This is a genomic window from Jeotgalibacillus soli (assembly GCF_000829435.1).
Classification (GTDB): domain Bacteria; phylum Bacillota; class Bacilli; order Bacillales; family Jeotgalibacillaceae; genus Jeotgalibacillus; species Jeotgalibacillus soli.
Window position 1 is genome coordinate 93,218 of the sequence record NZ_JXRP01000006.1, and the last position, 26,290, is coordinate 119,507.

Genomic DNA, 26,290 nt, shown 5'->3' on the forward strand with positions numbered 1-26,290 from the left:
TGGGACATAACCACCACACGTTGAAAAAAAATGTGAAGTAGAGATTAATTTTTCGTCATTTTTGAAAAACTTACTTTTTCAGTGCCCTCGCTATTGCGCCTGTAGGGTCTCCCGTTGACTCGCTTTTCTAAGCAGGAGTCTCGCGCAGCTCGCGCAGCCGTTTCAATTTACATCGTGCCAAAACCAAGCATGATCTTTGACAGAGCCAAAAAGAAAAAACCCTCATAGTGAAACTGAAGGTTTTTCCTAAAAATGACCGAACATTAATTTGTTGTTTGTGCTAATCTTACAAGAAGATGAGCCAATTGATGTCTTTGATCTTTGTCTCCGACTTTCCATAGCTCTTGAAGAAGCTTTTCTTCGCGGTTTCTCGGCTCTTCATTTTTAGCAAGGTAATCCCCTATTTTTTCAGCACCTTTGGCCAATGCTTCTTCACCTAAACCGAGCTTTTCGCCTTTGGCTACTTGGTCACCTAAGTAATTCTTAAAGCGATCAAAGTTTTGCAGAATTTCCTCTTTCTTCTCAGAATCAGCGTGAAGGATTTCTTTTTCTACTTTGTTATCTACACTGTTTTGGTTCATGGTATTACCTCCTAAAATTTTTTGTTATAGTACACTTCTTCCCGATTATCTAACTTTCAAACAACTAAATGCGTTAATTCATCATGTAACGATAGGAGATTAACATTTAGACGTTGAATTTGTAATGAAATGAGGGGATAACGTGAGAACGAAACTGCCTAATAGGGAACCATCCATTGTTGAGCATGGTGAAGAAGGTTTTGCACGTTATTTTTTCGATAGCAGGAGAATAAATTGAGGTAGTATACGAGAGAGCAGTCACTTCGGCGGCTCCTTTTTTTCGTCATTTAAATAGTCCGTGAAGGGACGTTTAACCTGATTTTTGATTGGACATGATTGGAGTGTACCCGAAAAAAGGAGGGATTTAATTGGATAAGAAAAAAGAAGAGCTGACAGGTACATCTGTAGAAGGAGCAGGTGATTCACACGATCACCGTTTAGGCACCGGGGAAGCAGAGGACACCTTAACGAACCGGCAAGGGCATCCTGTAACAGATAATCAAAACATTAGAACAGTAGGGAACAGGGGTCCCGGGACATTAGAAAATTATGATTTCTTGGAGAAAATTTCACACTTTGACCGGGAGCGTATTCCTGAGCGAGTAGTGCATGCACGCGGAGCAGGTGCACATGGATATTTTGAAACGTACGGAAAAGTTGGGGATGAACCCGTCTCTAAATATACACGAGCAAAAGTATTTCAAGATGCAGGGAAACAAACGCCTGTTTTTGTACGTTTTTCGACCGTTGCAGGGGCAAAGGAGTCCCCGGAAACAGCACGGGATCCACGCGGATTTGCAGTGAAATTTTACACGGAAGACGGAAACTGGGATCTTGTCGGAAACAATCTTAAAATATTCTTTATCCGGGATCCAATCAAATTTCCTGATATGATTCATGCGTTTAAAGTCGATCCCGTTACAAATATTCAGTATCCGGAAAGAATGTTCGATTTTGTTTCTCAATCACCGGAAACACTTCATATGATTACCTTTCTCTTTTCTCCGTGGGGAATTCCGGCTAACTACCGGCAAATGCAAGGCTCAGGGGTGAATACATACAAATGGGTAAATGAGGACGGGGAAGCAGTACTGGTCAAATACCACTGGGAGCCGTTAAGCCAAGGAATCAGAAATCTTACGCAAAAAGAAGCCCAGGAAATTCAAGGAGAAAATACGAGCCACGCTACTCAGGATTTGTATGATGCCATTGGAAGAGGTGATTTTCCTGAATGGGAGCTTTGCATGCAAATTATGAGTGATGAGGAGCATCCTGAGCTAGATTTTGATCCACTCGATGATACAAAGCTATGGCCGACAGATAAGTTCCCTTTCCTGCCAGTAGGAAAAATGGTGCTAAATAAAAACCCGGAAAACTTTTTTGCAGAAGTAGAGCAGGCAGCTTTTGGTACAGGTGTACTTGTAGATGGGCTTGATTTTTCTGATGATAAAATGCTTCAAGGACGCACCTTTTCTTATTCTGACACACAGCGTTACCGTGTAGGAGCGAACTATTTGCAGCTCCCGATTAACTCACCGAAAAAGCGTGTTGCAACGAATCAACGGGATGGGCAGCACGCCCATTATGTTGATACCGCACCAGGACGAAATCCGCACGTAAATTATGAGCCGTCTGTTCTTGATGGACTGAAGGAATCAAAACAGATTGGTAAAATCCACGAGCCTCATTACAATGCCAAACTAGTGCGGCAGCCAATTGATCGTTCCAATAATTATGGTCAGGTTGGTGAAACGTACCGTAATTTTGAAGAGTGGGAAAGAGAAGAGCTTATCAGTAATCTAGTGGCTGCACTTTCTGTTAGTCATGAGAAAATTCAACAGCAAATGATCGAACATTTCACAAAAGCAGACCCAGACTATGGCAAGCGACTAGCTAATGGTTTAGCAAAAGAGAAGGAAAATATGAAGGATCAGAAAAAGGGACCTAAAACAACGTATGATGCGGAAAAAGCTATGTACAGCGCTCAACGAAAAAGCCATAAGGCAGATCCATATTAAAAAAACTCCTCTCAGAATTTATTTTCTGAGAGGAGTTTTTTTAGGTTGAGTTCCGATTTTTCAATTCTAGTGCTCTCAAGCATTAATCAATGCCTCTGACGGAATTCGAACCCGCACTCCTTGCGTAAGCATAGGCTTTGGGGAGAACACGCTTCCCTACGGATTTTCACCGACAGGAATTCCACCTGTCTCAGCTTATTTGCTTTTCGGTGCTTCTGAAACCCTTGCCTTGCGACCCGTTTCTACAATGTTTTACGGCGCTCTTCCCTTCTAGAGCTACAGAGGCGTTTTAACTAGTATGATGAAAAAAAGGCAATTAGACTATATATTTGAAAATAGGGAGTGAAGAAAATGAATTTATTTTTTGATATCCATTCCGGTTTACCGAGCGAAGGTCCGGGGAGCGTGGAATCATGGAAGTTTCCTATCAGCTATTGCCACATTGGTGGGGGCTTGGGCTTGCGACAGAAACGGTTAATCGTGTTATCGCATTTGTTTTTGAAGAAATGTATTTACCAGAGAACATTGCAGAAACGTAAGCAGCGAACAAAGCGTCCTGCTAATTGTTTGAAAAGATCGGCATGATATAAATAGAAACACTGGAACGATTTAGAGCGGAGCAAGCGATTTATGAGATGAAATATAAGATTGATAGTTAGTTGACAGGCACAATAATGGACGTTTGGCTTATAAATGTTTGAGGATGGCTTGTAAATTCAGGAGCACGGCCTGTAAATCATAGCTGATGGCTTGTATTTTGGGATGATGGGTTTCAGCGATGCACGTATGCACGTAAATTATAAGCTTATGTGCATAAATCTTTGGTGAAGGCCAATAATTTCGAGTTATGCACATAAATATTGAACGAAGCTCTAAAAAAGATAAGAACACGATCGAGATGAGGCTGTTACTTTGCGGAAAACTGAGAAGCTTCGATAAATTCCTCCCGAGCTTCGATAAACGCTCCTAAATTTGAATAAAACCCTATCCCATTTAATATATAAACTCCTGCTCCAGTAACAACGACTCCTGTTATTAAAAGAGAAACTGAACATTTTCCAGCTCTTCATCTCAAACCCCACTATGATGGAAATGAAGAGAGAGGATAAAATCCCAAAAAACAAAGAAGCCCGCAGATTTGTTGAGGTAATCAAATCATACCAGTTAAGAAAGTCCATGCCAACAACTCCTTTACAAATATTGTAATTCAAATTTCCAGCACTCTTTTACATTTTATATTTGCTTTATAATTTATCCGATATTTACAAATATTTTCCAATAGTTGAAACTTTTTTTCGAAAAAGACGTAGATAAAGTAAGAATTAGTACGAACAGAAATGGAGGGCATAGTATTGGCAAAAAGATTATATAAAGATCCGAATGACAAGATGATCGACGGTGTTTGTTCGGGGATTGCAGAATATTTTAATGTGGATGTAGCAATTGTACGTGTAATATTTGTCTTAACGGCATTTTTGGGAGGGCCGGGGATCATCGTGTATATTGCTTTGCTGATCGCGATGAAAAACCCTCCTGAATAGGAGTAGCGTAGGTTAGAAGGAGAAAAATGAAACGATTTATCCTATTTATCGTTAGTTTTGCGTCTATTTCATAATCCAAATCGGAAGCGATGATCCAGCCAGTTCAGCAACTGAACTAAACAGCAGCCTAGTTGAGTTTGGTGAAGTTAACTATATGTCTTGGCTATTTGGCCTTGTTTCAGCGACTGTGGCATACGTACTTTCAAGGAAGACCATTAGAGTAAAAGAAGCCTGAAAACAAGCAAGTGGCTGCTCGTAGCCCTTGCTCTTTTTATATAAAATTATATAAAAAGGTTTTTTAGTTTACTTAAACGGAAAAAATGACGATATAGAGCATGCAATTCAATTATAGAGGAGTGTTTCCGTATGAAGTTTTCCAGTAGTGCATTATTAATCATAGATATGGTCAATAAAATGGATTTTGATGGGGGAGAGGCGCTGCTGAAGCATACATTGCCCATGGCGGACCGATTGGCTGCTTTAAAAAAACGCGTAAAGGAAGCTGAAATCCCTGTCATTTATGTAAATGACAACTTCGGTCAGTGGCAGGATAATGCAATGAATTTAATCCGTGAATGTAAAAAAAGCCCAGGAAAACCAGTTGTTAATAAAATTATGCCGGATGAGGATGATTATTTTATTATCAAACCAAAGCATTCCGGTTTTTTTGGAACACAGCTGGACATTTTACTCCACCAAATGCAGGTGGAAAATCTGATTATCACGGGGGTTGCGGGTGATATATGTGTTCTCTTTACAGCCAATGATGCGTACATGCGTGAGTATAAGCTATTTGTTCCTGAAGATTGCATCGCCTCAGAGCGTACCGAGGATAATGAAAACGCACTTCATATCATTCGCAGAACGCTATTTGCGGATACGACACCTTCAGCTGAAATAGACTTATCAACAGTAAATAAATAGTTTCAAGGTTATCAACAACTTGAAACGGTTGCAGCAAAAAACAATCCACACGCTTTTTTGTGGATAACCCGCATTTTTATTTAATGTTAATAACTTCTTGCGTTTTCAAAAGGGTTTATTCACATACTTCACAAAAGACAGTGGATAAAGGGGGCGAATGAAAATGTTTATTGTAAATGTGGAAGCAGCGGTTTTGAAGGATGGCAAATGGCTGATCGTCAAGAGAAGTGCAAAGGAAGAGCATGCAGGGGGAATGCTTGCTCTTGTTGGAGGAAAGGTTGATATTGAAGGCTTTTCTTCAGATATTTTAGAGAGAACGATTGTGAGAGAAGTAGCTGAAGAGGTCGGGATCCAAATAAAAAAATATACACAATATATCCACAGTACTACTTTTGTGACGGAGTTGGGTGAAAATGTTGTGGATATCGTATTCCTCTGCCAGCATGAAGCGGGTGAAGCGTTTGCCAAAAGCCCAGATGAAGTAGATGAGGTCATGTGGCTGACAACAGAGGAAATATTGAATGAAGAAACGGCGCCTGATTATTTGAAAGAAAGTATTAAACGCGCAGATCAGTTAAGGAGAACAAGATCTTGCTAAAGAGGAGAAGCTATGATTATACGTCTTTTAACAGCATTGGATGCGGAAATTCATCGGATATTACGCTTAGAAGCATTAATGAATAACCCCGAAGCTTTCGCTGCAGCGTATGAAGAAGAAAAGGAATATCCAATCGATCTTTTCCGTGATCAGCTTCGATCGAATGATTCGTTTACGTTAGGAGCATTTACGAAGGACAAGCTTGATGGGGTTATAACATTGGTCAAAGAAAAACCGCTTAAGCTCAAACATCGAGCGAATATTGTTGCCATGTACGTTTCACCGGAGGGAAGAGGGCTTGGTATTGGAAAATCCTTGCTCGAAAAAACGATAGAAGAAGCAAAAGGAATAGAGGGATTGGAACAAATTTATCTTACAGTCGTTACGACCAATGAGCCCGCTAAAAGGCTCTATTCTTCATTAGGATTTGAAATGTTTGCGACGGAAGAGAGAGCGTTAAAGTTTAACGATATATATTTTGATGAGGAGCATAGAGTACTATTTTTAAAAAATAACGAGTGAGCCCAGCACATGATATTTTGTGCTGGGCTTTTTCTTTTTAAAGGGGGAAAAATTTAGATATCGAGCAACCTCTCTCATCTTCAGATAAATGATACATACGTTCGAATATCTGGAGTTTCACAAGGAGGAAATTTTGTTGAAAAAAAGTGTGTATGTCCTGATGGGGACAGCATTTTTATTAATTTTGTCAGCATGCAGCTCCAGCGATAAAAGTACGCTGGAAAAAATTGAAGAAGAGGGAACAGTCACAGTCGGCTTTGCCAATGAACGACCCTGTGCCTATCAAGAAGGCGATGGAACCGTAACAGGACAGTCGGTTGAAATTGCACGGGCTGTTTTTGAAGAATTAGGAGCAGAAGAGCTGGAAGAGGAAGTAGTCGGCTTTGATTCATTGATAAGTGGATTAAATTCTAGAAATTTTGATGCAGTTACTGCAGGAATGTACATAACGCCCGACCGCTGTGAAAATGCTGCGTTTGCAGAGCCGGAATATAGAATTGGTGAAGGGTTAGCCGTACAGCCTGGTAATCCTCACAATCTCACAAGCTACGAGGATACTGCAAACAATCCTGATGTGAAGGTAACGGTAATGGCTGGTGCGATTGAGCGTGACTATTTATTAGCTGTCGGTGTTTCTGAAGATCAAATCCAGCAGGTAAGTGACATTGCGTCTAACATTTCAACACTTGATGCGGGGAATACGGATGCCATTACGATGACAGATCTAACCCTGCGTACAGCGCTGCAGGTAATAAAAGATTTGGCTGATCAGGGAGATATGTCCATGATTTTGATTACACATGAAATGGATTTTGCTTTAGAGGTATCTGATCGTGTGGTTTTCTTTGCGGATGGCAAGCTAGTAGAAGAAGGACCCCCTGAAAAAATATTAAAAGCACCGGAAAGTGAGAGACTTCAGTCATTTTTAGAACGTGTACTATAAAGTAAGACTTTCATAAAAAAACTTGCTGATGATGGCTGAAAACCGCCTGTCTTCTGCAAGTTTTTTTAATAGCTGGAGAGCCTCTTGGGATGCTGCATTACTTAGCGTATTAAGATGAATGGATTTATTTTGATTTCTACATTGTGTACAATGATAACGTTATATAATAGTTGATAAGTGGAATCATTCCTATAAAAACTAAATTTTTTTGCAAGAGGTTCAATGATGAAGCATAGAACGTTTTTAGATATATAGAGAGGATGAGCGTATTGCTGCAGGAACGCTATTCAAGACAGGAGTTATTTAATCCAATAGGCAAGAGTGGGCAAAATAAAATAAGTGATAAACATGTCTTGCTAATTGGTGCAGGAGCGCTTGGAACGGGCAATGCAGAGGCTTTAGTAAGAGCCGGTGTAGGGACAATAACCATCGTTGACCGTGATTATGTAGAGGCAAGCAATCTGCAGCGGCAGCAATTATATAGTGAAGAGGATGCAAAAAAAAGAATGCCAAAAGCAATTGCTGCCAAAGAAAGGCTTTCTCAAATCAACTCTTCTGTTACCATTCATGCGAAAATCATGGATGCATCCTTTGCGGAATTATCCTCGCTTGCTCAAGATGTCGATTTAATGATTGATGCGACAGATAATTATGACACGAGACTGATCATTAACGATGCAGCGCAAAAATACAACGTACCATGGATTTATGGTGCATGTGTCGGAAGCTATGGCATGACCTTTACCATTATACCCGGTGAGACGCCATGTCTTCAATGCTTGTGGGATAACATTCCAATGAGCGGCGGTCAAACCTGTGACACAGCAGGCATTATCAGTCCGGCTGTTAATATGGTCGTCTCTTATCAAACGGCTGAAGCCTTGAAGATTCTCGTAGAAGATTGGCAGGCACTTCGTGGGAAGCTTGTTATGTTTGATCTTTGGGAGAATACCCATACAGAAATTAATGTGAAGAAAGTAAAGAAAAAGAACTGTCCTTCGTGTGGGGAACAGGCGTATTTTCCATATTTATCAAATGAAAAATTGATGAAAACAGCAGTTTTATGTGGTCGGGATACTGTCCAGTTTCGTCCGTCTGAAAAGAAAACGATTGATTTAACAGAGATCGAGAGCGTCTTTTCTTCACAAGGGCTGGTTGTACAGCGAAACCCGTATTTATTATCTGTTACTTTTGCTCCTCATAGAGTCGTCGTGTTTTATGATGGGCGGGTGCTTGTTCATGGAACAAATAATGTAACAGAGGCGAAAAAATATTATCATCGTATTTTTAGTTGAGGAGAGAAAGCAGATGCGGACTCAACGATATTTTATGCTGCTTATCCTTATGCTCCTAATGGTCAGTGGATGCGCAGCGCAGGCAGATGACCGTCGTAACGTCATCACGATTTCAGCGGCAGCGAGCATGAAGGATAGTTTGGAAGAGATTCAGGAGGAATTCTATAACGTGCATCCTGATATCTCTTTAGTGTTTAACTATGGGAGCTCTGGTGCACTTAAACGTCAAATAGAGCAAGGTGCGCCAGTAGATGCTTTCCTTTCTGCCTCGAAGAAACATTTTGTGGATTTGTTAGAAGAGGAGTATATCTTCACAACGAATAAAAATGCTTTTGCGAGCAATGCAATCGTGATGGTCACACATAAAAATAGTGAATTTAACCGCTTAAACGAGCTGCTTCAAAATGGAAAAAGGATTGCCCTTGCTATTCCTGAAACGACTCCAGCAGGCAAGTATGCACAAGAAGCGCTAGAAAATATGGGAGCTTGGGAGAGTATGCAGAGCAGAATTGTTTTTGGGAAGGATGTTCGGCATGTCTTAACACTTGTCGAGCAGCAGAGTGTCGATGGCGGTTTAGTGTATCAATCAGATGCTGTTTCATCCCAAAAGGTGAAGGTCATTAAAAAGCTGGATGCTTCTTTGTATTCTCCTATTGGGTATTACGCAGGAGTAGTAAAAAAAAGTGAAAATAGAGCTCAAGCAGAGCTGTTTACAGAATTTCTACATCAGAAAATAAGCCAGGATATCTTGGTCGCAAACGGTTTTTTATATCCGAAATAACAAGGACACTCTTGTTCTATACAAGAGATGTCCATATGATTTGGTTTATAAAATAAGTAGGTGAAGCAATGGATCAACAATTTTGGTTTCCCATTCAGCTGTCTTTATGGGTAGCATCAATCGCAGCAATTATAGTTTTTGTACTTGGTATCCTATTAGGCAGACTGTTTGTTTCTGAGAGAATTAAAGGGAAATTAATATGGGAGACGCTCTTTATTCTACCGCTTGTGCTGCCTCCTTCTGTAATTGGCTTTTTGCTCATCATGATTTTTGGAGCAAATAGTGCTGCCGGCAGGCTGGTAGAAAATGTATTCGGCTTCTCTGTGATGTTTACACCGATGGCGGCAATTCTTGCTGCCATCGTCGTCGCCTTCCCTCTCATGTTTCAGTCAGCTAAGATGGGATTTTTTTCCATCGATAAAGATATCGTTGGCGCTGCAAGAATCGATGGTGCCTCAGAGTGGGGGATTTTAAGAAACATCATGATTCCGCTCGCAGGAAAAGCCCTTATTACTGGCGGTATTCTTAGCTTCACCCGTGCACTGGGAGAATTTGGGGCTACGCTTATGTTTGCTGGGAATATTCCAGGGAAAACTCAAACCATTCCAACAGCCATTTATGTTGCTCTTGAAACAGGCGACACGAAGCTTGCTTTTATATATGTTTTGTTTAGTATTAGTGCGGCTTTCATTCTGTTAGGCTTAACAAACGTCTTAAATAAGCGTTATAACTGAGTAAAAGGACTTTTAAACAAACGTTTGATTAAACCGGTTCATCCTGACGGGAGAAGTCACCATTTTTGCCGCCTTTTTTTTCTTTTAAAAAAGTGGGGCCGATGATCATGCCTTTATCGACTGCTTTACACATGTCATAAACGGTTAGTGCGCAGACTGAAGCGGCTGTGAGAGCTTCCATTTCAACGCCTGTGCTGCCTTTTGTTTTAACAGTAGATGAAATGGATAATTTATAGCTCTGTTCTGTTTTTATCCAGTCAAAAGAGATGTCAATGCCGCTGATCGGAATAGGGTGGCACATAGGAATAAGCGTAGATGTTTGTTTCGCTGCCATGATACCGGCAACTTGCGCAACAGCAAGAACATCACCTTTTTTCATCTCATTGTTTGTGATTTTTGTATAGATTTCTTCATTAAGCAAGATGCTTGATTGGGCAATCGCGGAGCGCGATGTCTCCGGCTTTTGTGTAATATCAACCATTTTAGCTCTTCCCTGATCATTAAAGTGTGTAAAATCGGACATTGCGATAAAGCCTCCATTTCAATAGTGAAAAAGTTTGTGAGTATATAGATCAATTGATGGTATTGTACCATGACGCTATATCTTTTAAAAAAAGGATTTTCAACGAAGAAGGAGAGAGGAGCTTTTAGAAATGGCAGAGAGAAGAAAGCCGATTCCCATTGGAGAAGCGGTGAGCAGAGTAATGAGCTTCGCCGCTCCCGGGACAAAAGAAAAGATCCATGTTAATGATGCATATGGTCGGACACTGGGAGAGGATATTATTGCTGTCCACCCTGTTCCGCCGTTTGACCGTTCGCCTTATGACGGATTTGCCATTCGTGCAGAGGATTCGGCGCAGGCGAGCAGGGGAAATCCAATCACCTTTAACGTAATCGAGACGGTCGGGGCAGGCTCTGTCGCGACCAAAGAGGTAAAACCGTATGAGGCTGTTCGAATTATGACAGGTGCTCAGCTGCCGGATCAATGTGATGCGGTTGTGATGCTCGAGCTTACCACCGAATCTACTGAAGACGGCGTAAGCACAATGACCATTAAACGTCCGTTTCAACCAGGCGATAATGTATCGTTTAAGGGTGAAGATACAGAGCAAGGTGCTGTTTTAGTAAAAAAAGGCGAATTAATTAATCCGGGTGTCGTGGCTGTTTTAGCCACTTTTGGCTACGAGTATGTCTATGTTGCAAAAAAACCGCTTATTGGTGTTTTTGCTACAGGCTCAGAGCTGCTTGATGTGCATGAGGAGCTGCAGCCGGGGAAAATACGCAACAGCAACGCACATATGATTGCCGCTCAAATTGAACGGGCGGGTGCAGAGGTAAAATACTTCGGAAAGCTTGAAGATGATCTTGAACGCTGCTATCAATCCATTAATGAAGCCGCTGCAGAGGTGGATATGCTCATAACAACAGGCGGGGTTTCAGTTGGCGATTTTGACTATTTGCCAGCTGTTTATGAAAAGCTTGGAGCAGAGGTGCTGTTTAATAAGATTGCCATGAGACCGGGAAGTGTTACGACAGTCGCTCATTGGGAAGGGAAATATTTATTCGGGCTGTCAGGAAATCCTTCTGCCTGTTATGTAGGATTCGAGGTGCTTGTTCGTCCTGTGGTCAAAACGCTGTTGTTTTCAGCTAAACCTCATCTGCCAAAAGTGGAGGCTCGATTATCCGAGGATTTTCTGAAGCCTAATCCCTTTACCCGTTTTGTTAGAAGTAAATTGAACATAACAACAGAAGGATTAAAGGCTGCACCAAGCGGCTTCAATAAATCAAATGCTGTGACTTCTCTTGCGACTTCTGATGCACTTGTAGTATTGCCAGGCGGAACACGGGGATATAAAGATGGCGATCTTGTAGACGTACTGCTGCTGGAATCCTATGAAGGAAGTGAATGGCCTTGGGAGAAATAATTACTATTTTACAGGTCGTCGGATTCCAAAATAGCGGAAAGACAACGGTGGTAAGCAAGCTGATTGAAGAGGCCAGCAGGCGCCATTTTCGAATCGCTTCGATTAAGCATCATGGTCATGGCGGTATACCTGATCTGGCTGCTCAAAGCAAAGACAGTGAACGCCATCGGCAGGCAGGAGCCGTCATAAGCGGGGTTGAAGGCGGAGGAGTACTGCAAATGACTATCAGTCAATCACAATGGCAGCTTGATGAAATTTTATCTATATATTGTCAAATGAAGATTGACGCGATATTAATAGAGGGTTATAAACACGAAAATTATCCAAAAATTGTTATGATTAAAGAGGAAGAAGACCTATTTTTATTGGATAAGCTTGAGAATATTGAAGCCGTGATCAGCTGTGAACCGATCCAGGCACCGTATCCTGTTTTTTTGATCAACGAGGAAGAACGCTATCTTGAGTGGTTTATTGAGTTTATTGGGAGGACGAAATGAAAAATTCGATGTTTATTATTACAAGTGAGCCCGTTTCAATTGAAGAAGTGACGCAAAAGGTTGTGCGCAGGGAAGCTGGGGCAATCGTGAATTTTATAGGAACAGTGAGAGAGTTCACAAAGGGGAAGAGAACGCTATCATTGCAGTACGAGGCCTATCCCTCTATGGCTGAAAAGCAGCTGGCGAAAATTGGAGAAGAAATTAACGAGAAATGGCCAGATGCGATCACAGCCATCACTCACCGCACCGGGAAGCTTGATATTTCCGATATTGCTGTGGTGATTGCGGTGTCAACACCGCATCGAAAAGACGCTTATGCTGCGAACGAATATGCGATTGAACGAATTAAGCAAATTGTACCGATCTGGAAAAAAGAACAGTGGGAAGATGGAGAAGAATGGATTGGGGATCAGCTGGAAAACAAAAGTTATCCAAAAGGGAAGCCGGAGGAGGTAGAAAATAATGATTAATATTAAGGTTTTTGCCCATTTAAGAGAAAAGCTTGGCGGGGAGCAGCTGACAGTCGATCATACTGAAATTACGGTAAAGGAGCTGCTGCAGGAGCTTGCTGAAAAGTACTCGATTAAAACGGATTCTATTATGGTTGCGATCAATGAAGAATATGCGGACAGTGAAGATTTGGTTCAGTCTGGTGATACGGTAGCTCTTATCCCGCCTGTTAGTGGAGGATAAAGACAGATTCATCATAGATATGTTTGATTCATGCAGGAGTTAAACGTACAATAGAGGGACAATCTGAAGAGATGTTATCGGAGGAGATTCGTTTGAACGATAAAAAGCCAGGGCTGGCAGGTGTCATACTTGCAGGAGGAGAATCAAAAAGATTCAGAAGCTCAAAAGCGTTCGCAACGTATAATAACCAGTACTTTTATGAGAGTGCGCTGGAAGCGTTATCTCCGTACACAGATCAAAATGTGATTGTCAGTCAGCCGTCTCTCAGCACACGTTTTATAAAAGAAAAGGGTTTTTCAATTATAGAAGATATAGACCCGTTTAAAGGGAAAGGTCCTTTATCCGGAATCTATGCTGCAATGAAGCAATGCCCGGCATCCTGGTATTTTGTTCTCCCTTGTGATATGCCGAGAATGAATGCTGCAGCTGCTGGAAAACTTGCTGCTCAGATTGACCGTCAGTTTGACGCTGTTATTCCGAATGTATTTGGCAGAATTCAGCCGCTTGCCGGTCTGTATCATCGAAGCACGCTTACTCAATTAGAGGAACAGCTGAGTTTAGAGAATTACAGAATGATCCATTTTTTAAATAAAATCAACACTAAATATGTAACAGAACAAGATTTAGCGATTACGGAAGATGTTTTTCAAAATGTGAATGACCAGGATGAATACAAGCTGCTGTTAGAAAACAATTCTTCAAGCACTTAAAGAGAAATGGTTGAATCCGGAAAGGAGTGAAGAATATGAATCAGCTAAAAGATAAGTTTCAGCGCCCATTAAGAGACATTCGAATCTCAGTGACGGATCAATGTAACTTTCGCTGCTCATATTGCATGCCTGCAGAAATTTTTGGTCCGGATTATGCATTTCTTCCAAAAGAAGAATATCTGTCTTTCTCTGAAATATATGAAATCGTCAATGCAGCGGCTGATTTAGGTGTAGAAAAAATCAGGCTGACAGGCGGAGAGCCGTTATTAAGAAAAGATTTGCATGAGCTGATCAAAAAATTGAATACCATTGATAAAATAAAGGATATCGCGTTAACAACGAATGCTATGCTTCTGCCAAAATATGCTGCAAAGCTGAAGGAAGCAGGCCTGCAGCGAGTAAATGTTAGTATGGATGCCATTGAAGACGAAGTGTTCAAGATTATGAATGGCCGTTCTGTGGGAGTAAAGCCTGTCTTAAAAGGAATTGAAGCGGCAAAAGAAGCAGGACTGGACGTAAAGGTTAATATGGTTGTTCAAAAAGGGGTGAACGATCATCAAGTCATTCCAATGGCCGCCCATTTTAAAGAAAAAGGCATTACACTAAGATTTATTGAATTTATGGATGTTGGAAGCACGAATGGGTGGAAATTGTCTTCCGTTGTGACAAAAAAAGAAATTGTCGATATGCTGAATGAACACTTTTCCGTTACCCCAGTGGAAGAAGCGTATTTTGGAGAAGTGGCAAGCAGATATCAATATGCAGGAACAGAAACTGAGGTTGGTGTCATCTCATCCGTTTCAGACTCTTTTTGCTCCTCCTGCACGCGAGCGAGAGTCTCAGCAGAAGGAAAGCTTTATACATGCTTGTTTGCTATGGAAGGACATGATCTTAAAGCGCTAATGCGAAAAGGAGCAACTGCTGATGAGGTGCGTAAAACCCTCTCAAACATTTGGAGCAATCGAGTAGACCGCTATTCAGATGAGAGAACGGAAGAGACAGCAAAGAACCGTCCTAAAATCGAAATGTCCTATATTGGCGGCTAGTGTGAATAATACCTTATTGTTCGCATTACTAAATACGTTTTTTGATGGATGCAATACAATAAAAGATAGAATAATAATAATCCCCGACATACAGACTCCCAATCTGTATGTCGGGGATAAAGTTTATAAGGAGATGAAAAAATGCTGGAGGAGCACCGTAAAAAATCAGTTAAAAAAGTGAATTGTAAAATTATCACGGTAAGTGATACGAGAACGGTGGAAACAGATAAAAGTGGCAAGAGAATGAAGGACATGCTCCTTGAAGAAGGACATGCAGTGCTTGAGTATGACATCGTAACAGATGATCGAGCCGTTATTGAAAGAGCAATTTTGAAGGGATTACACGATCCTGCGATTGAAGCGATCCTGCTGAATGGCGGAACCGGGATTGCGGCGAGGGATGTCACGATTGAAGTTGTTCAGCCTTTGCTGGAAAAAGAATTGGTTGGATTTGGTGAGCTTTTTCGCTATTTAAGCTATCAGAATGATATTGGATCTGCAGCTATTTTGTCCCGTGCCATTGCAGGAACCGCTCAACGCACCGCAATCTTTTCTGTTCCTGGATCAACAGGTGCAGTGAAATTAGCAATGGAAAAACTCATTCTTCCGGAGCTTGGTCATGTTGCGATGGAATTATCAAAAGGGTAACCGATATAAAAGGTGTATGGATCAAACAGAGTAGATTTTTGTCATAATATTTTCTTGAAACAGCATTTTTCTCCTGTGACTGTCGATACTATATAAGGAAAAAGTAGTATTGATATGAGTTTAAGCTGTAAATGAGAGGGTATTAGACAAAAAAACTGAATTTTCTTAACAGTTTTTTTAACAAAAGGTTAAAGAGAGGAGAGACAATTTTGCCAGATAACATGAGAGTAAACGTTAATGGTGCAGAAGTAACTCTTACGGAAGAAAAAACAGTTCTTCAAATGCTAAAAGATAGCTCAATTGAAGTTCCAAATGTTTGTTATCATCCAAGTCTTGGTCCGATTGAAACTTGTGACACGTGTATTGTCAGTGTAAATGGTGAACTGGTCAGATCATGCTCTACACAATTAAAAAATGGAGATGTAATTGATACCGCAGCACCTCATGTAAAAGAAGCGCAAGTGATTGGGATGGACAGAATTTTAAACAACCATGAGCTTTATTGCACAGTCTGCGACTTTAATAACGGTGGCTGTGAGGTACATAACACCGTAAAAGAAATGAAAATCAACCACCAAAGCATTCCATTTCAGCACAAGCCGTATGAGGTTGACGACTCCAACCCTTTTTATCGTTATGATCCCGATCAGTGCATTCTTTGCGGACGCTGTGTTGAGGCGTGCCAGGATGTTCAAGTCACGGAAACGCTGACGATCGATTGGGAGCTTGAAAAGCCACGAGTAATTTGGGATAAAAATACCACGATCAATGAGTCCTCATGTGTATCATGCGGACACTGTTCAACCGTTTGCCCTTGTAATGCCATGATGGAAAAAGGCATGGAAGGAGAAGCCGGCTTTCTTACGGGCATAGCAAAGAAAACCCTCCGCCCAATGATTGAAATCACAAAAAGTGTAGAAACAGGCTACGGCTCCATTCTGGCCATATCCGATATGGAATCTGCCATGCGAGACGAGCGTATTAAAAAGACCAAAACCGTTTGTACGTATTGCGGTGTTGGCTGCAGTTTTGATGTATGGACAAAAGATCGTAAAATCCTAAAGGTGGAGCCTCAAGCAGAAGCACCGGCTAACGGAATTTCAACCTGTGTAAAAGGGAAATTCGGCTGGGACTTTGTCAACAGTGAAGAACGCTTGACCAAACCGTTAATTCGTGAAGGCGAGGCGTTCCGTGAAGCAGAATGGGAAGAAGCCCTTGACCTGATCACCCGAAAATTCACAGAAATGAAAAAAGCACATGGACCTGATTCGATGGCGTTTATCAGTTCTTCAAAATGCACGAATGAAGAGTCCTATTTAATGCAGAAGCTTGCCAGAGGTGTAATAGGCACGAACAATGTCGATAACTGCTCAAGATACTGTCAAACACCTGCTACAATGGGGCTGTTTAGAACGGTAGGGCACGGAGGAGACTCTGGTTCGATTACGGACATTGAAAAAGCGGAGCTTGTGATTATTGTAGGCTCAAATACTTCAGAATCTCATCCTGTTTTGGCAACAAGAGTTAAGCGCTCTCACAAGCTCAATGGACAAAAGCTTATTGTTGCTGATTTGCGAAAGCATGAAATGGCTGACCGTTCTGATCTCTTTATTCAGCCGGCGCCAGGCAGCGATATTGTATGGCTTTCAGCTGTCACAAAATATATTTTGGATCAGGGCTGGGAGGATGAAAGCTTCCTAAATAATCGAGTCAATGGCTTGGATGACTATATCGCAAGTCTTGAAACTTTTACAATGGACTATGCCGAAGAAGCTACAGGCATCAAAAAAGAATTGCTGATAAAAATTGCGGAAGAAATTCATTCCTCAAAAACAGTTTCGATTTTATGGGCTATGGGCGTAACGCAGCATCTTGGCGGCAGTGATACGAGTACGGCTATTTCAAACCTGCTGCTGATCACTGGAAACTATGGGAAGCCAGGAGCAGGAAGCTATCCGCTCCGAGGACATAACAACGTTCAGGGGGCAAGTGATTTTGGCAGTATGCCGGATCGTTTTCCAGGATACGAAAAAGTAACGGATGATGCGGTTCGTTCAAAGTATGAACAGAGATGGGGCGTGAAAATTCCTGCCGAGCCTGGTCTTAATAACCATGAAATGATTTCAGCTGTTCATGATGGTCACCTTAAAGCCATGTATTTGAAGGGTGAAGATATGGGTTTAGTTGATTCCAACATTAACCATGTTCACGCAGCGTTTGAGAAGCTCGATTTCTTCGTTGTACAGGACATTTTCCTTTCACGAACAGCTGAATTTGCAGATGTTGTGCTTCCTGCAGCACCAAGTCTTGAAAAAGAAGGAACATTTACGAATACAGAGCGACGGGTTCAACGTTTGTATCAAGCACTTGAGCCGCTCGGCGATTCGAAGCCTGACTGGGAAATTATTATGGACATTGCAAACGGTCTTGGTGCAGGATGGAGCTATTCTCACCCTAGCGAAATTATGGCCGAAGCTGCTTCGTTATCACCGCTTTATGCTGGTGTATCATATGAGCTCTTGGAGGGGTATAAGAGCTTGCAATGGCCGGTTGCAAAGGACGGTACGGATACACCGCTATTGTTTATTGATGAATTCCCATTCCCTGATGGTAAAGCGCGTCTTTTCCCGGTTGTGTGGACAAAGCCGCTTCAATTCGAAGAACAATATGATATTCATGTCAATAATGGCCGGTTGCTTGAGCATTTCCACGAAGGCAATATGACATACAAGTCCGAAGGCATTACATCAAAAACGCCTAATGTATTTCTTGAAGTATCACCGGAGCTTGCAAAAGAGAGAGGGATAGAGAATGGAACGCTTGTCCGCTTAACGTCTCCTTATGGAAATGTGAAGGTAGAGTGTTTAATCACAGATCGTGTCAGAGGAAAAGAAGTGTACCTTCCAATGAATGATACAGGGGATGGAGCTATCAACTATTTGACAAGCAGCCATGCAGATAAAGACACGGATACACCTGCCTACAAAGAAGTGAGTGCCAAGATGGAGATTTTGAGAGCGAAGGGTGATAATCCCTTGCCGAAGATTAATCACCGCAATGGAAATCCTCAGCCTCAAATTGGTGTACAGGTACAGAAAAAATGGGCGCGCAAGGATTATATCTTCCCTGGCGATCTGGTGAAAAAGGAGTCGAAGCAGCATGGCTAAGGCGACGAAGGTTATTCATCGAATTGAATTCAGTGAGGAAGAGCAGCGACAAAGGGATTTGAGAAATATTGAAAACACATTGCTGGAACATAAGGAAGTCATTGAAGAGACCTTTGGGATCCTGAAGCATATGCAGGATAGAGGAGTGTTAAATCTGCTAAATGGACTTTTCGCTCAAGGAGATAAGGTTCTCGACATCCTTGTAAAAACAGCAGATACGCCTGAAACCGCCAATTCATTAAAGAACCTTTTGTTAATGCTTGGTACTCTCGGCACGCTAAACGTACAGCAGCTAGAGCCAGTGATTCTGAAAATGAATACGGGAATTGCAAGAGTAGCGGAGCTTGGGGAAAAAGAAGAAAAAGCAGGCTACAGAACATTGCTCAGGTCTCTGAATGATCCGGAAATAAAAAGAGCAATGGCAGTCGGTGTGGCATTTTTAAAGGGGCTTGGTGAAAAACAGGACGATCTAGAGCGAACAACTCAAAATCCTGAGGATCAAGCGGCACAACTCTATGTTGGAATGGAAGGTTCAGATATTACGGCTTCCAAGAAAACAAGCCGTTCAAGTTCATCTTCTAAGGAAGAAAGCAGCGGAGCAGGATGGATGATTGCTGCAGCCGGCATAACACTTCTGTCGATTCCACTTTCACGTTTTTTAAAAAAGTAGTTAGGGGATGCTATGAGTAAATAATGAAGGGCGGCTAATGGTGCTGCTAAACTTCAATTCATGTGTTTAGGGACTGTTCCAGCTGATTGTCAGGATCGCTGGAGCAGTCGTTCATATAAATTGTGTATTTACCTTCTGCCGAAGCAATTGATGTACGGAAGTTTTAATAGAATCAGCATTAAAAGCAGTAGACGATAAAGAGTTTAAAGAGAATTGACTTTAACAAAACAGGATGTATCCTTAAAAGAAAGGGGAAATATGATGGCTAAAACAAAAAATCGCTGGCTCATTGCTGCGGCTGCAGTCGGAATCCATATCTCCATTGGTTCTGTATATTCATGGAGTGTATATACCAATCCATTAGGCGATAAGCACAATTGGGGATTAAGTGAGATTTCTCTCACGTTTAGTATTGCAATACTATTTCTAGGGTTATCTGCTGCATTTATGGGTCACTTTGTTGAAAAATATGGACCGAGAAAATCAGGAATGATTGCTTCGATCTGTTTTGGTATTGGCATGCTTGGATCCGGTTATGCGGATAGTATTGGGTCTCTTTATCTATTATATTTTTTCTATGGAGCGCTTGGAGGCATCGGTCTTGGGATCGGTTACATAACTCCCGTATCCTCTCTTGTAAAATGGTTTCCTGATCGAAGAGGACTGGCAACCGGACTTGCCATTATGGGATTCGGTTTTGCTTCGTTAATCGCAAGTCCGGTTATTGCCGCATTGATTAACAGCATTGGGATTTCCAATACATTTTATTTACTAGGTACAATTTATTTCGTTCTTATGTTTTCTTCTTCACTCTATCTTGCTTCTCCACCGAAGGGCTGGCTGCCAGCGGGTATGAAAGAAAAGGAAGCAGAAAAGGTAGAAAAACAAGCGAAACCTGCAGGCGACCTGTCGCAGCTAACTGCTAATGAAGCCATTAAAACGGTTCGCTTCTGGGCGCTATGGATTATGCTCTTTATAAACGTTACGTGTGGAATTGCCATCATTTCGGTTGCTTCGCCAATGGCGCAGGATGTTGCTGGCTTAAGTGCCGCTGCAGCAGCAACAATGGTTGGAATTATGGGGTTATTCAATGGCTTTGGACGAATTGGATGGGCCTCCATTTCAGATTATATCGGCCGTCCAAACGTATACACAGCGTTCTTTGCGATTCAAACGGTTGCTTTCGCCCTTTTGCCGAGTGTCACAAATGCATTCGTCTTTCAAATACTGATTTTTATTATATTGTCCTGCTATGGTGGAGGATTTGCTTCGATTCCAGCATATATCGGCGACCTTTTTGGAACAAAGCAACTTGGGGCAATTCACGGCTATATCCTTACAGCGTGGGCAGCTGCGGGTCTTGTTGGTCCAATTGTAGTGTCGAGAATACAGGAAGCAACAAGCAGCTATTCGATAACGATGTATATTTTTACAGTCGCTTTCGTCGCAGCGCTTAGTGTGTCCCTTCTGATCCGTTTAAATATTAAAAAGATTCGTGAGGCAAATGAGAAGTCTCAACCCGTGACAAGCTAATATTTGTTTTAGAAATATGAGATAAGGAAAGTGAATGATTGTGGAAAATCCAATTGTAACAACACGAAAGATTCTTCGTTATCATAATGGCAATGCTGAATATATTGAAGATGTTGTTGCCACCGAACACCCCGTCACGATCAAAATTAATGGGGAAGAATTTGTTACGATGGTCTGTACTCCTGAATATATTGAGGATATGGCAATCGGCTATTTAGCTTCTGAAGGAATTCTTCGTAGATATGAAGACATAGAAGATTTATGGATTGAAGATAAGCAAGACTTCGTCCATGTGAAAACGTCAAAGCTTAATCCTTTTTACCAAGGTCTTCAAAATAAAAGATATATTACCTCCTGCTGCGGAGCCAGCAGACAGGGATTTGTATTTGCAAGCGATGCTATGACCGCAAAAAAAATGACGGAAAGAAGGATCAGTGTCACTCCTGAAGACTGCTTTCGATTGATGAAGGAGATGCAGGAGGGGGCTTCCACGTTTAAAGAAACAGGCGGTGTACATAATGCTGCACTTTGTGATCTGGATGGAATTGTCCTGAGCAGAATGGATATTGGCAGACATAATGCGCTCGATAAAATTTATGGATATTGTCTGAAAAACAAGATCTCTCTACGCGATAAAATTCTTGTCTTCAGCGGACGCATTTCTTCTGAAATATTGCTGAAAGTAGCGAAAATTGGATGTGAGATTGTCCTGTCCAAATCAGCTCCAACAGAAAGGGCTTTACAGCTGGCAGAGGAGCTTGAGATTACAACAGTAGGATTTATTCGAAACCAATCATTAAATGTCTATACATGCCCAGATCGCATCAAAATGCAGCAGGAGCACGTATTAGTAGAAATAGAGAACTGATATCATCACTGTCTTTGTGTAAGCGGCTTCTTATTTATATCCTCGAAAAAGTACAAGATGCCTTCTGGCTCCTTGTACTTTTTTATTCATTTACTCCGGATTTTCTTCGTTCCTCTATGCTTTGACTATTAAATTAACTCCTTGATCTTGCTGATAAAATCATTTATTTCCTGGTTCTTACTTTTTTTAATCATGTAGGTGGCGGCGTGTGGCAACTTAATAGTATGTGTGAAAACTTCAAGAAGGCGCCCCTCTGCCAGCTCTCGTCTCACAGTCGAAATAGGCAAAATTGAAAAACCAAATCCTTCTTCAATAAATCGTTTTGTAACATGAACTTGAGAAACTTTCATTGTTCGTATGCGACCGTACTGGTTTTTCAATTCCAGCAGTATTGTATCCCAATATTCAGGATGGTTATGTGTTAAGAGAACCTCTGATGATAGGAGTGATTCCATTTCAAGCGGGGGACTGCTCTCTATGTCCCATCCATCATGAGGAGCGATGATTTTTAATGATTCCTCATAAAGTTTTTCGCAGGAAAGACCGAGTGTTTTGCTTTCCATACGTGATAATCCTAAATCAGCATGACCTTTATCCACTTCCTCTGCAATAAGGTTTGATTCAACAACATGCACTACAACCTCTACATCTATGTGAACCTGTATATATTTCTTGATCCAATAGGGGAGATAGGTAGAAGCGATGAGCGGGGAAACCGCTATTGTTAACGTTTTGTGATAGCCCTGTCTCAATTTTTCAATATGGTTCACACCGTTGTCCAGTGAGTCAATCATATTATGGGCATGCGGTAAAAATTCACGTCCATATGCAGTGAGTACAATATTTCTTCCTTTTCGATCAAAAAGACGGACACCGAGTTCTTTTTCCAGCTGTTTAATATGCACAGTAACCGTAGGCTGGGATAAATAAAGAACTTCAGAGGCTTTATGGAAGTTTTCATATTTAGCTGCAACAATAAAGGTTTGAATCCAAGTGATATTCAAAGGATAGCGCCTCCAATCAATTGATTAAAATATGTAATCTATTATAGCCTAATTATTTAATTTTATTAATTATATTATTGTTGTAAGATTTAGATAATTAAGAAGCTGAGGTGATCAATAATGGAACAGATGATCATTAAAGGGCTTGAGGGCATAACCGTTGCTGCCACTAATATCAGCCTGGTTGATGGAGATCATGGACGACTTGTTTATCGTGCTTATTGGGCCAAAGATTTAGCGTTACAGCATGATTTTGAAGAAGTTTGCTACCTTCTTTGGCATGGAAGACTCCCTAATGAAATAGAATTGAAAAAATTAAAAAATGATTTTCGGGAACAGAGAAGGCTGCCTGCTCATCTAGTGGAGCTGTTAAAAATTTTGCCGGAGAATATGCCCATGATGAGCGTGATAAGAACGTGTATTTCAGCGATGGGGGACGGCTCTTATCAATGGCCTCCAAAGGTGGAAGAAGCGATCAAGATTACGGCAGTTCTACCAACGATTATTGCAGCCCGCAGTCATTTATTAAAAGGGGAGAACGTAATCGATCCTCATGAAACGCTTGATCATGTAGCTAATTTTCTTTATATGCTGAATGGTGAAATACCGCTTGGAGCACATAGTAAAGTACTTAATGCATACTTTGTTTTAACAATGGAGCATGGTATGAATGCATCTACATTTTCTTCAAGAGTCATTGCTTCTACTGAATCGGATATAGTCTCAGCCATAACAGGAGCTATTGGTGCCATGAAGGGGCCTTTACATGGAGGAGCGCCGAGCGAGGTTACAGCGATGCTGGATGAAATTGGTTCAAAGGAAAATGCAGAAGGATGGATAAGGGAACAGCTTGAAAAAGGGAAAAAATTGATGGGCTTTGGCCACCGAATTTATAAAACGAGGGATCCGAGAGCAGAGGCCTTAAAGGAAATGACCAGTCAGTTAACGAAAGAGGATCCGTGGTTAGATCTTGCTGTGCATGTGGAGGCTGAGGCCATCCGTTTACTGGAGGAGTATAAGCCTGGAAGAAAGCTGTACACGAATGTTGAGTTTTACGCAGCGGCCGTTCTTCGTGCAGTGAATATGCCAGCTGAATTATTTACGCCAACCTTTACTTCTAGCAGGGTAGCGGGATGGACAGCGAATGTAATGGAGCAATCCCTAGATAATCGCATCTATCGCCCGAGTTCATTGTATAATGGCGGGATGCCGAAAGACTGATCTTTTGGGGCGGTTATGGCGATGCGATGGCCTGTAAATTTATGAGCACGGCTTGTAAATAGTGGATGACGGCCTGTAAATCAATAAGCACGGCCTGTAAATTCGCACGACGGCTTGCAAATCACCGAGCCCGGCTTATAAACGCATAATCTCCATTTTTAAACATCCAGACCACCACAAAAAACCCGCCGAAAATTAAATTTCTCGGCGGGTCTATTCATTTCTGCACATTAAACCGTTGCTTCTTCCATCTCCATTTGACCATTTGCTTTTAACTGGCGGTATTTCACATAGAAAAGCCATGTCATAACAAAGGATAACAAGCCAAAAAGTACGACCATAAGCTGAAGACCAATCAAATCAAGGAAGAACCCTGTCAACAGCAGGACGAGCTGGAAGACGATGCGATCGAGCATATTTCTGAAAGAAAAGAATCGCCCATGAAATTCCTTTGGTACGCGTGTTTGAAAAATTGTAGAGGCAGTTGGAATAAAAGCACCTACTGAAAAACCGAATATAACAAATGAAAAAACGGACATAAATGGAACATTAGCAAAATAAAGCATCAACTGTGACAGCCCAATCATAAATGAGAACACGAATAAAATGGTGTATGGAGAATACTTATGACTTAGCCGATTCACCATGAACGCGCCGAGCATAAAGGAGAGTCCTTCTGCTGTGTAAATCCAGCCTTTAATCGCTGGGCTGTCCTGCAGCTCACTAATGTTAATGACCATCAGGTTAAAACCGCCTAAGAATAGGAGCGGGACAAGTGTCATAATCAGTGTCATCGAGACGATCGGCAAGCCTTTGATAACAGGGAATACGTCCTTAAAGCCTTTATTCAATGTCTTTGCCTCATCCGGAAGCGGCTCTGCCTTCTGTTCGTCGATCCGCAGCAAACACGTGACCAAAAAGAGGAGAGCGTAGGCCAGCAATGACATGACGTAGAGCATAGATAATGACATAATGACAAGGAATATTCCTGCTGCAGCTGTTCCCAATATTCTTGAAAGACTGGAGACATTCATATAGACCCCATTAAGCTGCAATAGATCCTTGTCCTCTACCACCAGAGGAATGGCTGCTTGAAGCGCAGGGAAATAGAATGCAGCAGACATTTGGATAAAAACGAGAAATACGACCATCCACCAAACTGATCCGGTTTGAATAGCGATAAGCATAAAAACAACGCTGATTACACGGACAAAGCCTGCACCGAGCATCACCGTTTTTTTGTTCATTTGATCTGTAATACGGCCTGCAAGCGGACCAATTGCAACCCCTGCGAGTAATCCTGCTGCTAAAATTACCGCTTTTAGAAAGTCAGATGGTACCTTCTCCTGCATAAATTCAAGGTTGCCGATAATTCCAAGCCAAAGACCGACGCCCGCAACAAATTCCCCAGCTAATAAAATCCACACATTCCGATTCTTCCACATAGCAAAAGCCTCTTTCCTAATTCTTTCGTATTACGAATTAGTATCTTCCAATTTTGAGAATTTGTCTATACTCTATTGGTCTTGAATCGCGTTTTTCTTTCCTTGATAATAGAAGTAGAACATTATTTTTATGAAAATAAATAAAGGGTCTTAATAATCAATCATAAAGCATTTGAAAAGCCGTCAGTGGAGATAACGGAGTCTTCTTTTTTAATTGAAAATCTGCAAAACGATGAGGAGGGATTGGAAAACAATGACTGTAAATACACCTATTCTCATTCTTGATATCGGGGGAATGCCTGCGACCAATTTTCCCCATGTTTTTGGGAAGAGATGGCTACAAACGCTGAAGCCCATTATGAAGACGCGCTTCAATTCATAACAGATATACGAGAGCAACTATGGTCTGGTGAGATGACATAAGAAGCATTCTGGACGTGGCTTTGTGAGCATTTCCCGTTGATAGATAAGAAGGCTGCCCCCTTATCCTTGCTTTCTTACATTAAACCTTTACCAGCTTTAAAAGAGATAGCGAATTGGAGTCAGGTTGCTGATATTTATCTATTAAGTAATCATTGTTCTGAATGGATCGCACACATTCTTAAACCAATCAATCATCATGTAAAGAGTATAACGATTTCCAGTCAGGTTGGTTCCTTAAAACCACATCCAACGATTTATTCTAAAATTAAAGCTGAAGATAACCTATTATTTATTGATGACCAGCCTGAAAAGCTCAAAATCCCCTTGGGTGGCACACCTTGCTGGCTGATCGTAAAGGTGACTGGATTCATAGGGTTATACCGCTTCTCACGAAAATTAACACATCAAAAGAAGAAAATTAAATTTTTCAAAAAAACATTTGCAAAACGCTTTCATTATAAATATAATAAACTAAACCGGTTTACTAATTCGGTTTAGTAATG

25 protein-coding genes and 2 pseudogenes are annotated in these 26,290 nt (G+C 41.4%); 23 read left to right on the forward strand and 4 right to left on the reverse strand.

What is annotated here, in order from left to right; translation table 11 throughout:
* Positions 1–263: 263 nt before the first annotated feature.
* Positions 264–581, reverse strand: coding sequence for a DUF3243 domain-containing protein (locus KP78_RS01310; RefSeq protein WP_041085632.1), 318 nt, complete (start codon positions 579–581; stop codon positions 264–266).
* Between the two features lie 368 nt (positions 582–949).
* Here KP78_RS01310 and KP78_RS01315 point away from each other — a divergent pair, with 368 nt between their 5' ends.
* The 10 genes and pseudogenes from KP78_RS01315 to modB all read left to right on the forward strand — a co-directional run bounded on the left by KP78_RS01315 (position 950) and on the right by modB (position 9,937).
* Positions 950–2,599, forward strand: a complete 1,650-nt coding sequence (locus KP78_RS01315; RefSeq protein ID WP_041085634.1) for a catalase — start codon at positions 950–952, stop codon at positions 2,597–2,599.
* A gap of 407 nt (positions 2,600–3,006) precedes the next feature.
* Positions 3,007–3,138 (forward strand): annotated as a pseudogene (locus KP78_RS18875) (GNAT family N-acetyltransferase); the annotation flags it as partial.
* 813 nt (positions 3,139–3,951) lie between these two features.
* A complete protein-coding gene (locus KP78_RS01325; RefSeq protein ID WP_041085636.1) occupies positions 3,952–4,140 on the forward strand; it encodes a PspC domain-containing protein in 189 nt (62 codons plus the stop codon).
* 366 nt (positions 4,141–4,506) lie between these two features.
* The gene (locus tag KP78_RS01330) at positions 4,507–5,064 is read left to right on the forward strand and encodes a cysteine hydrolase family protein (RefSeq protein ID WP_041085638.1); all 558 of its coding nucleotides are present in this window, start codon (positions 4,507–4,509) and stop codon (positions 5,062–5,064) included.
* 163 nt (positions 5,065–5,227) lie between these two features.
* Entirely contained in the window at positions 5,228–5,662 is a 435-nt protein-coding gene (locus KP78_RS01335; RefSeq protein ID WP_041085640.1) for an NUDIX hydrolase, read from the forward strand.
* 12 nt (positions 5,663–5,674) lie between these two features.
* Complete coding sequence (locus KP78_RS01340; protein ID WP_041085642.1) at positions 5,675–6,184, forward strand: GNAT family N-acetyltransferase; 510 nt, start codon at positions 5,675–5,677, stop codon at positions 6,182–6,184.
* Positions 6,185–6,320: 136 nt separating this feature from the next.
* Positions 6,321–7,127, forward strand: a complete 807-nt coding sequence (gene ehuB, locus KP78_RS01345) for an ectoine/hydroxyectoine ABC transporter substrate-binding protein EhuB (RefSeq protein WP_084219604.1) — start codon at positions 6,321–6,323, stop codon at positions 7,125–7,127.
* Positions 7,128–7,399: 272 nt separating this feature from the next.
* Positions 7,400–8,422: a MoeB/ThiF family adenylyltransferase gene (locus KP78_RS01350; protein ID WP_041086070.1), complete on the forward strand. Its 1,023-nt coding sequence runs from the start codon at positions 7,400–7,402 to the stop codon at positions 8,420–8,422.
* 13 nt (positions 8,423–8,435) lie between these two features.
* On the forward strand, positions 8,436–9,203 hold the full coding sequence (modA, locus tag KP78_RS01355) for a molybdate ABC transporter substrate-binding protein (RefSeq protein ID WP_041085644.1): 768 nt from the start codon (positions 8,436–8,438) through the stop codon (positions 9,201–9,203).
* A 68-nt stretch (positions 9,204–9,271) separates the two neighbouring features.
* Positions 9,272–9,937, forward strand: a complete 666-nt coding sequence (gene modB / locus KP78_RS01360; protein ID WP_041085646.1) for a molybdate ABC transporter permease subunit — start codon at positions 9,272–9,274, stop codon at positions 9,935–9,937.
* Positions 9,938–9,965: 28 nt separating this feature from the next.
* On the opposite strand, the gene moaC is transcribed toward modB, so the two are convergent.
* Positions 9,966–10,460, reverse strand: coding sequence for a cyclic pyranopterin monophosphate synthase MoaC (gene moaC / locus KP78_RS01365; RefSeq protein ID WP_041085648.1), 495 nt, complete (start codon positions 10,458–10,460; stop codon positions 9,966–9,968).
* A 130-nt stretch (positions 10,461–10,590) separates the two neighbouring features.
* Between moaC and KP78_RS01370 the strand changes: the two genes are divergently transcribed.
* The 11 genes and pseudogenes from KP78_RS01370 to fdhD all read left to right on the forward strand — a co-directional run bounded on the left by KP78_RS01370 (position 10,591) and on the right by fdhD (position 21,694).
* Positions 10,591–11,862: a molybdopterin molybdotransferase MoeA gene (locus KP78_RS01370; RefSeq protein WP_041085649.1), complete on the forward strand. Its 1,272-nt coding sequence runs from the start codon at positions 10,591–10,593 to the stop codon at positions 11,860–11,862.
* On the forward strand, positions 11,844–12,359 hold the full coding sequence (gene mobB / locus KP78_RS01375) for a molybdopterin-guanine dinucleotide biosynthesis protein B (RefSeq protein ID WP_041085650.1): 516 nt from the start codon (positions 11,844–11,846) through the stop codon (positions 12,357–12,359). The genes KP78_RS01370 and mobB overlap by 19 nt, the downstream gene beginning before the upstream one ends.
* Positions 12,356–12,829, forward strand: a complete 474-nt coding sequence (locus tag KP78_RS01380) for a molybdenum cofactor biosynthesis protein MoaE (RefSeq protein WP_041085651.1) — start codon at positions 12,356–12,358, stop codon at positions 12,827–12,829. The genes mobB and KP78_RS01380 overlap by 4 nt, the downstream gene beginning before the upstream one ends.
* Positions 12,822–13,052: a molybdopterin converting factor subunit 1 gene (gene moaD, locus KP78_RS01385; protein WP_041085653.1), complete on the forward strand. Its 231-nt coding sequence runs from the start codon at positions 12,822–12,824 to the stop codon at positions 13,050–13,052. The genes KP78_RS01380 and moaD overlap by 8 nt, the downstream gene beginning before the upstream one ends.
* A gap of 92 nt (positions 13,053–13,144) precedes the next feature.
* On the forward strand, positions 13,145–13,762 hold the full coding sequence (locus KP78_RS01390; protein WP_157841415.1) for a molybdenum cofactor guanylyltransferase: 618 nt from the start codon (positions 13,145–13,147) through the stop codon (positions 13,760–13,762).
* A 35-nt stretch (positions 13,763–13,797) separates the two neighbouring features.
* Positions 13,798–14,808 (forward strand): GTP 3',8-cyclase MoaA, encoded by a 1,011-nt coding sequence (gene moaA / locus KP78_RS01395; protein ID WP_041085655.1) that lies wholly within the window; start codon positions 13,798–13,800, stop codon positions 14,806–14,808.
* A gap of 141 nt (positions 14,809–14,949) precedes the next feature.
* Positions 14,950–15,456, forward strand: a complete 507-nt coding sequence (locus KP78_RS01400; RefSeq protein ID WP_041085657.1) for a MogA/MoaB family molybdenum cofactor biosynthesis protein — start codon at positions 14,950–14,952, stop codon at positions 15,454–15,456.
* 221 nt (positions 15,457–15,677) lie between these two features.
* A complete protein-coding gene (gene fdhF, locus KP78_RS01405) occupies positions 15,678–18,623 on the forward strand; it encodes a formate dehydrogenase subunit alpha (RefSeq protein WP_041086074.1) in 2,946 nt (981 codons plus the stop codon).
* Positions 18,616–19,125 (forward strand): annotated as a pseudogene (locus KP78_RS01410) (helical membrane plugin domain-containing protein); the annotation flags it as partial. The gene fdhF and the pseudogene KP78_RS01410, both read left to right, overlap by 8 nt.
* 429 nt (positions 19,126–19,554) lie before the next feature.
* Entirely contained in the window at positions 19,555–20,826 is a 1,272-nt protein-coding gene (locus KP78_RS01415) for an L-lactate MFS transporter (protein ID WP_041085661.1), read from the forward strand.
* A 40-nt stretch (positions 20,827–20,866) separates the two neighbouring features.
* Positions 20,867–21,694, forward strand: a complete 828-nt coding sequence (gene fdhD / locus KP78_RS01420) for a formate dehydrogenase accessory sulfurtransferase FdhD (RefSeq protein ID WP_422723686.1) — start codon at positions 20,867–20,869, stop codon at positions 21,692–21,694.
* A 128-nt stretch (positions 21,695–21,822) separates the two neighbouring features.
* Here the strand turns inward: fdhD and KP78_RS01425 are convergent, their stop codons facing one another.
* Positions 21,823–22,698: a LysR family transcriptional regulator gene (locus tag KP78_RS01425; protein ID WP_041085663.1), complete on the reverse strand. Its 876-nt coding sequence runs from the start codon at positions 22,696–22,698 to the stop codon at positions 21,823–21,825.
* A 120-nt stretch (positions 22,699–22,818) separates the two neighbouring features.
* Between KP78_RS01425 and KP78_RS01430 the strand changes: the two genes are divergently transcribed.
* A complete protein-coding gene (locus KP78_RS01430; protein ID WP_041085665.1) occupies positions 22,819–23,919 on the forward strand; it encodes a citrate synthase/methylcitrate synthase in 1,101 nt (366 codons plus the stop codon).
* Between the two features lie 230 nt (positions 23,920–24,149).
* On the opposite strand, the gene KP78_RS01435 is transcribed toward KP78_RS01430, so the two are convergent.
* On the reverse strand, positions 24,150–25,364 hold the full coding sequence (locus KP78_RS01435) for an MFS transporter (RefSeq protein ID WP_041085666.1): 1,215 nt from the start codon (positions 25,362–25,364) through the stop codon (positions 24,150–24,152).
* Positions 25,365–25,823: 459 nt separating this feature from the next.
* Between KP78_RS01435 and KP78_RS01440 the strand changes: the two genes are divergently transcribed.
* Positions 25,824–26,285: an HAD family hydrolase gene (locus KP78_RS01440; protein WP_131272584.1), complete on the forward strand. Its 462-nt coding sequence runs from the start codon at positions 25,824–25,826 to the stop codon at positions 26,283–26,285.
* Positions 26,286–26,290: the final 5 nt, after the last annotated feature.

Excerpts from the sequence above, each read along its gene's own strand:
- modB (WP_041085646.1), top strand. The coding sequence starts at position 9,272 with ATGGATCAACAATTTTGGTTTCCCATTCAGCTGTCTTTATGGGTAGCA.
- moaD (WP_041085653.1), top strand. The coding sequence starts at position 12,822 with ATGATTAATATTAAGGTTTTTGCCCATTTAAGAGAAAAGCTTGGCGGG.
- KP78_RS01310 (WP_041085632.1), bottom strand. The coding sequence starts at position 581 with ATGAACCAAAACAGTGTAGATAACAAAGTAGAAAAAGAAATCCTTCAC.
- KP78_RS01340 (WP_041085642.1), top strand. The coding sequence starts at position 5,675 with ATGATTATACGTCTTTTAACAGCATTGGATGCGGAAATTCATCGGATA.
- fdhF (WP_041086074.1), top strand. The coding sequence starts at position 15,678 with ATGAGAGTAAACGTTAATGGTGCAGAAGTAACTCTTACGGAAGAAAAA.
- KP78_RS01415 (WP_041085661.1), top strand. The coding sequence starts at position 19,555 with ATGGCTAAAACAAAAAATCGCTGGCTCATTGCTGCGGCTGCAGTCGGA.
- KP78_RS01370 (WP_041085649.1), top strand. The coding sequence starts at position 10,591 with ATGGCAGAGAGAAGAAAGCCGATTCCCATTGGAGAAGCGGTGAGCAGA.
- moaC (WP_041085648.1), bottom strand. The coding sequence starts at position 10,460 with ATGTCCGATTTTACACACTTTAATGATCAGGGAAGAGCTAAAATGGTT.
- KP78_RS01380 (WP_041085651.1), top strand. The coding sequence starts at position 12,356 with ATGAAAAATTCGATGTTTATTATTACAAGTGAGCCCGTTTCAATTGAA.
- moaA (WP_041085655.1), top strand. The coding sequence starts at position 13,798 with ATGAATCAGCTAAAAGATAAGTTTCAGCGCCCATTAAGAGACATTCGA.
- KP78_RS01430 (WP_041085665.1), top strand. The coding sequence starts at position 22,819 with ATGGAACAGATGATCATTAAAGGGCTTGAGGGCATAACCGTTGCTGCC.
- KP78_RS01400 (WP_041085657.1), top strand. The coding sequence starts at position 14,950 with ATGCTGGAGGAGCACCGTAAAAAATCAGTTAAAAAAGTGAATTGTAAA.
- KP78_RS01330 (WP_041085638.1), top strand. The coding sequence starts at position 4,507 with ATGAAGTTTTCCAGTAGTGCATTATTAATCATAGATATGGTCAATAAA.
- KP78_RS01335 (WP_041085640.1), top strand. The coding sequence starts at position 5,228 with ATGTTTATTGTAAATGTGGAAGCAGCGGTTTTGAAGGATGGCAAATGG.
- mobB (WP_041085650.1), top strand. The coding sequence starts at position 11,844 with ATGGCCTTGGGAGAAATAATTACTATTTTACAGGTCGTCGGATTCCAA.
- modA (WP_041085644.1), top strand. The coding sequence starts at position 8,436 with ATGCGGACTCAACGATATTTTATGCTGCTTATCCTTATGCTCCTAATG.
- KP78_RS01435 (WP_041085666.1), bottom strand. The coding sequence starts at position 25,364 with ATGTGGAAGAATCGGAATGTGTGGATTTTATTAGCTGGGGAATTTGTT.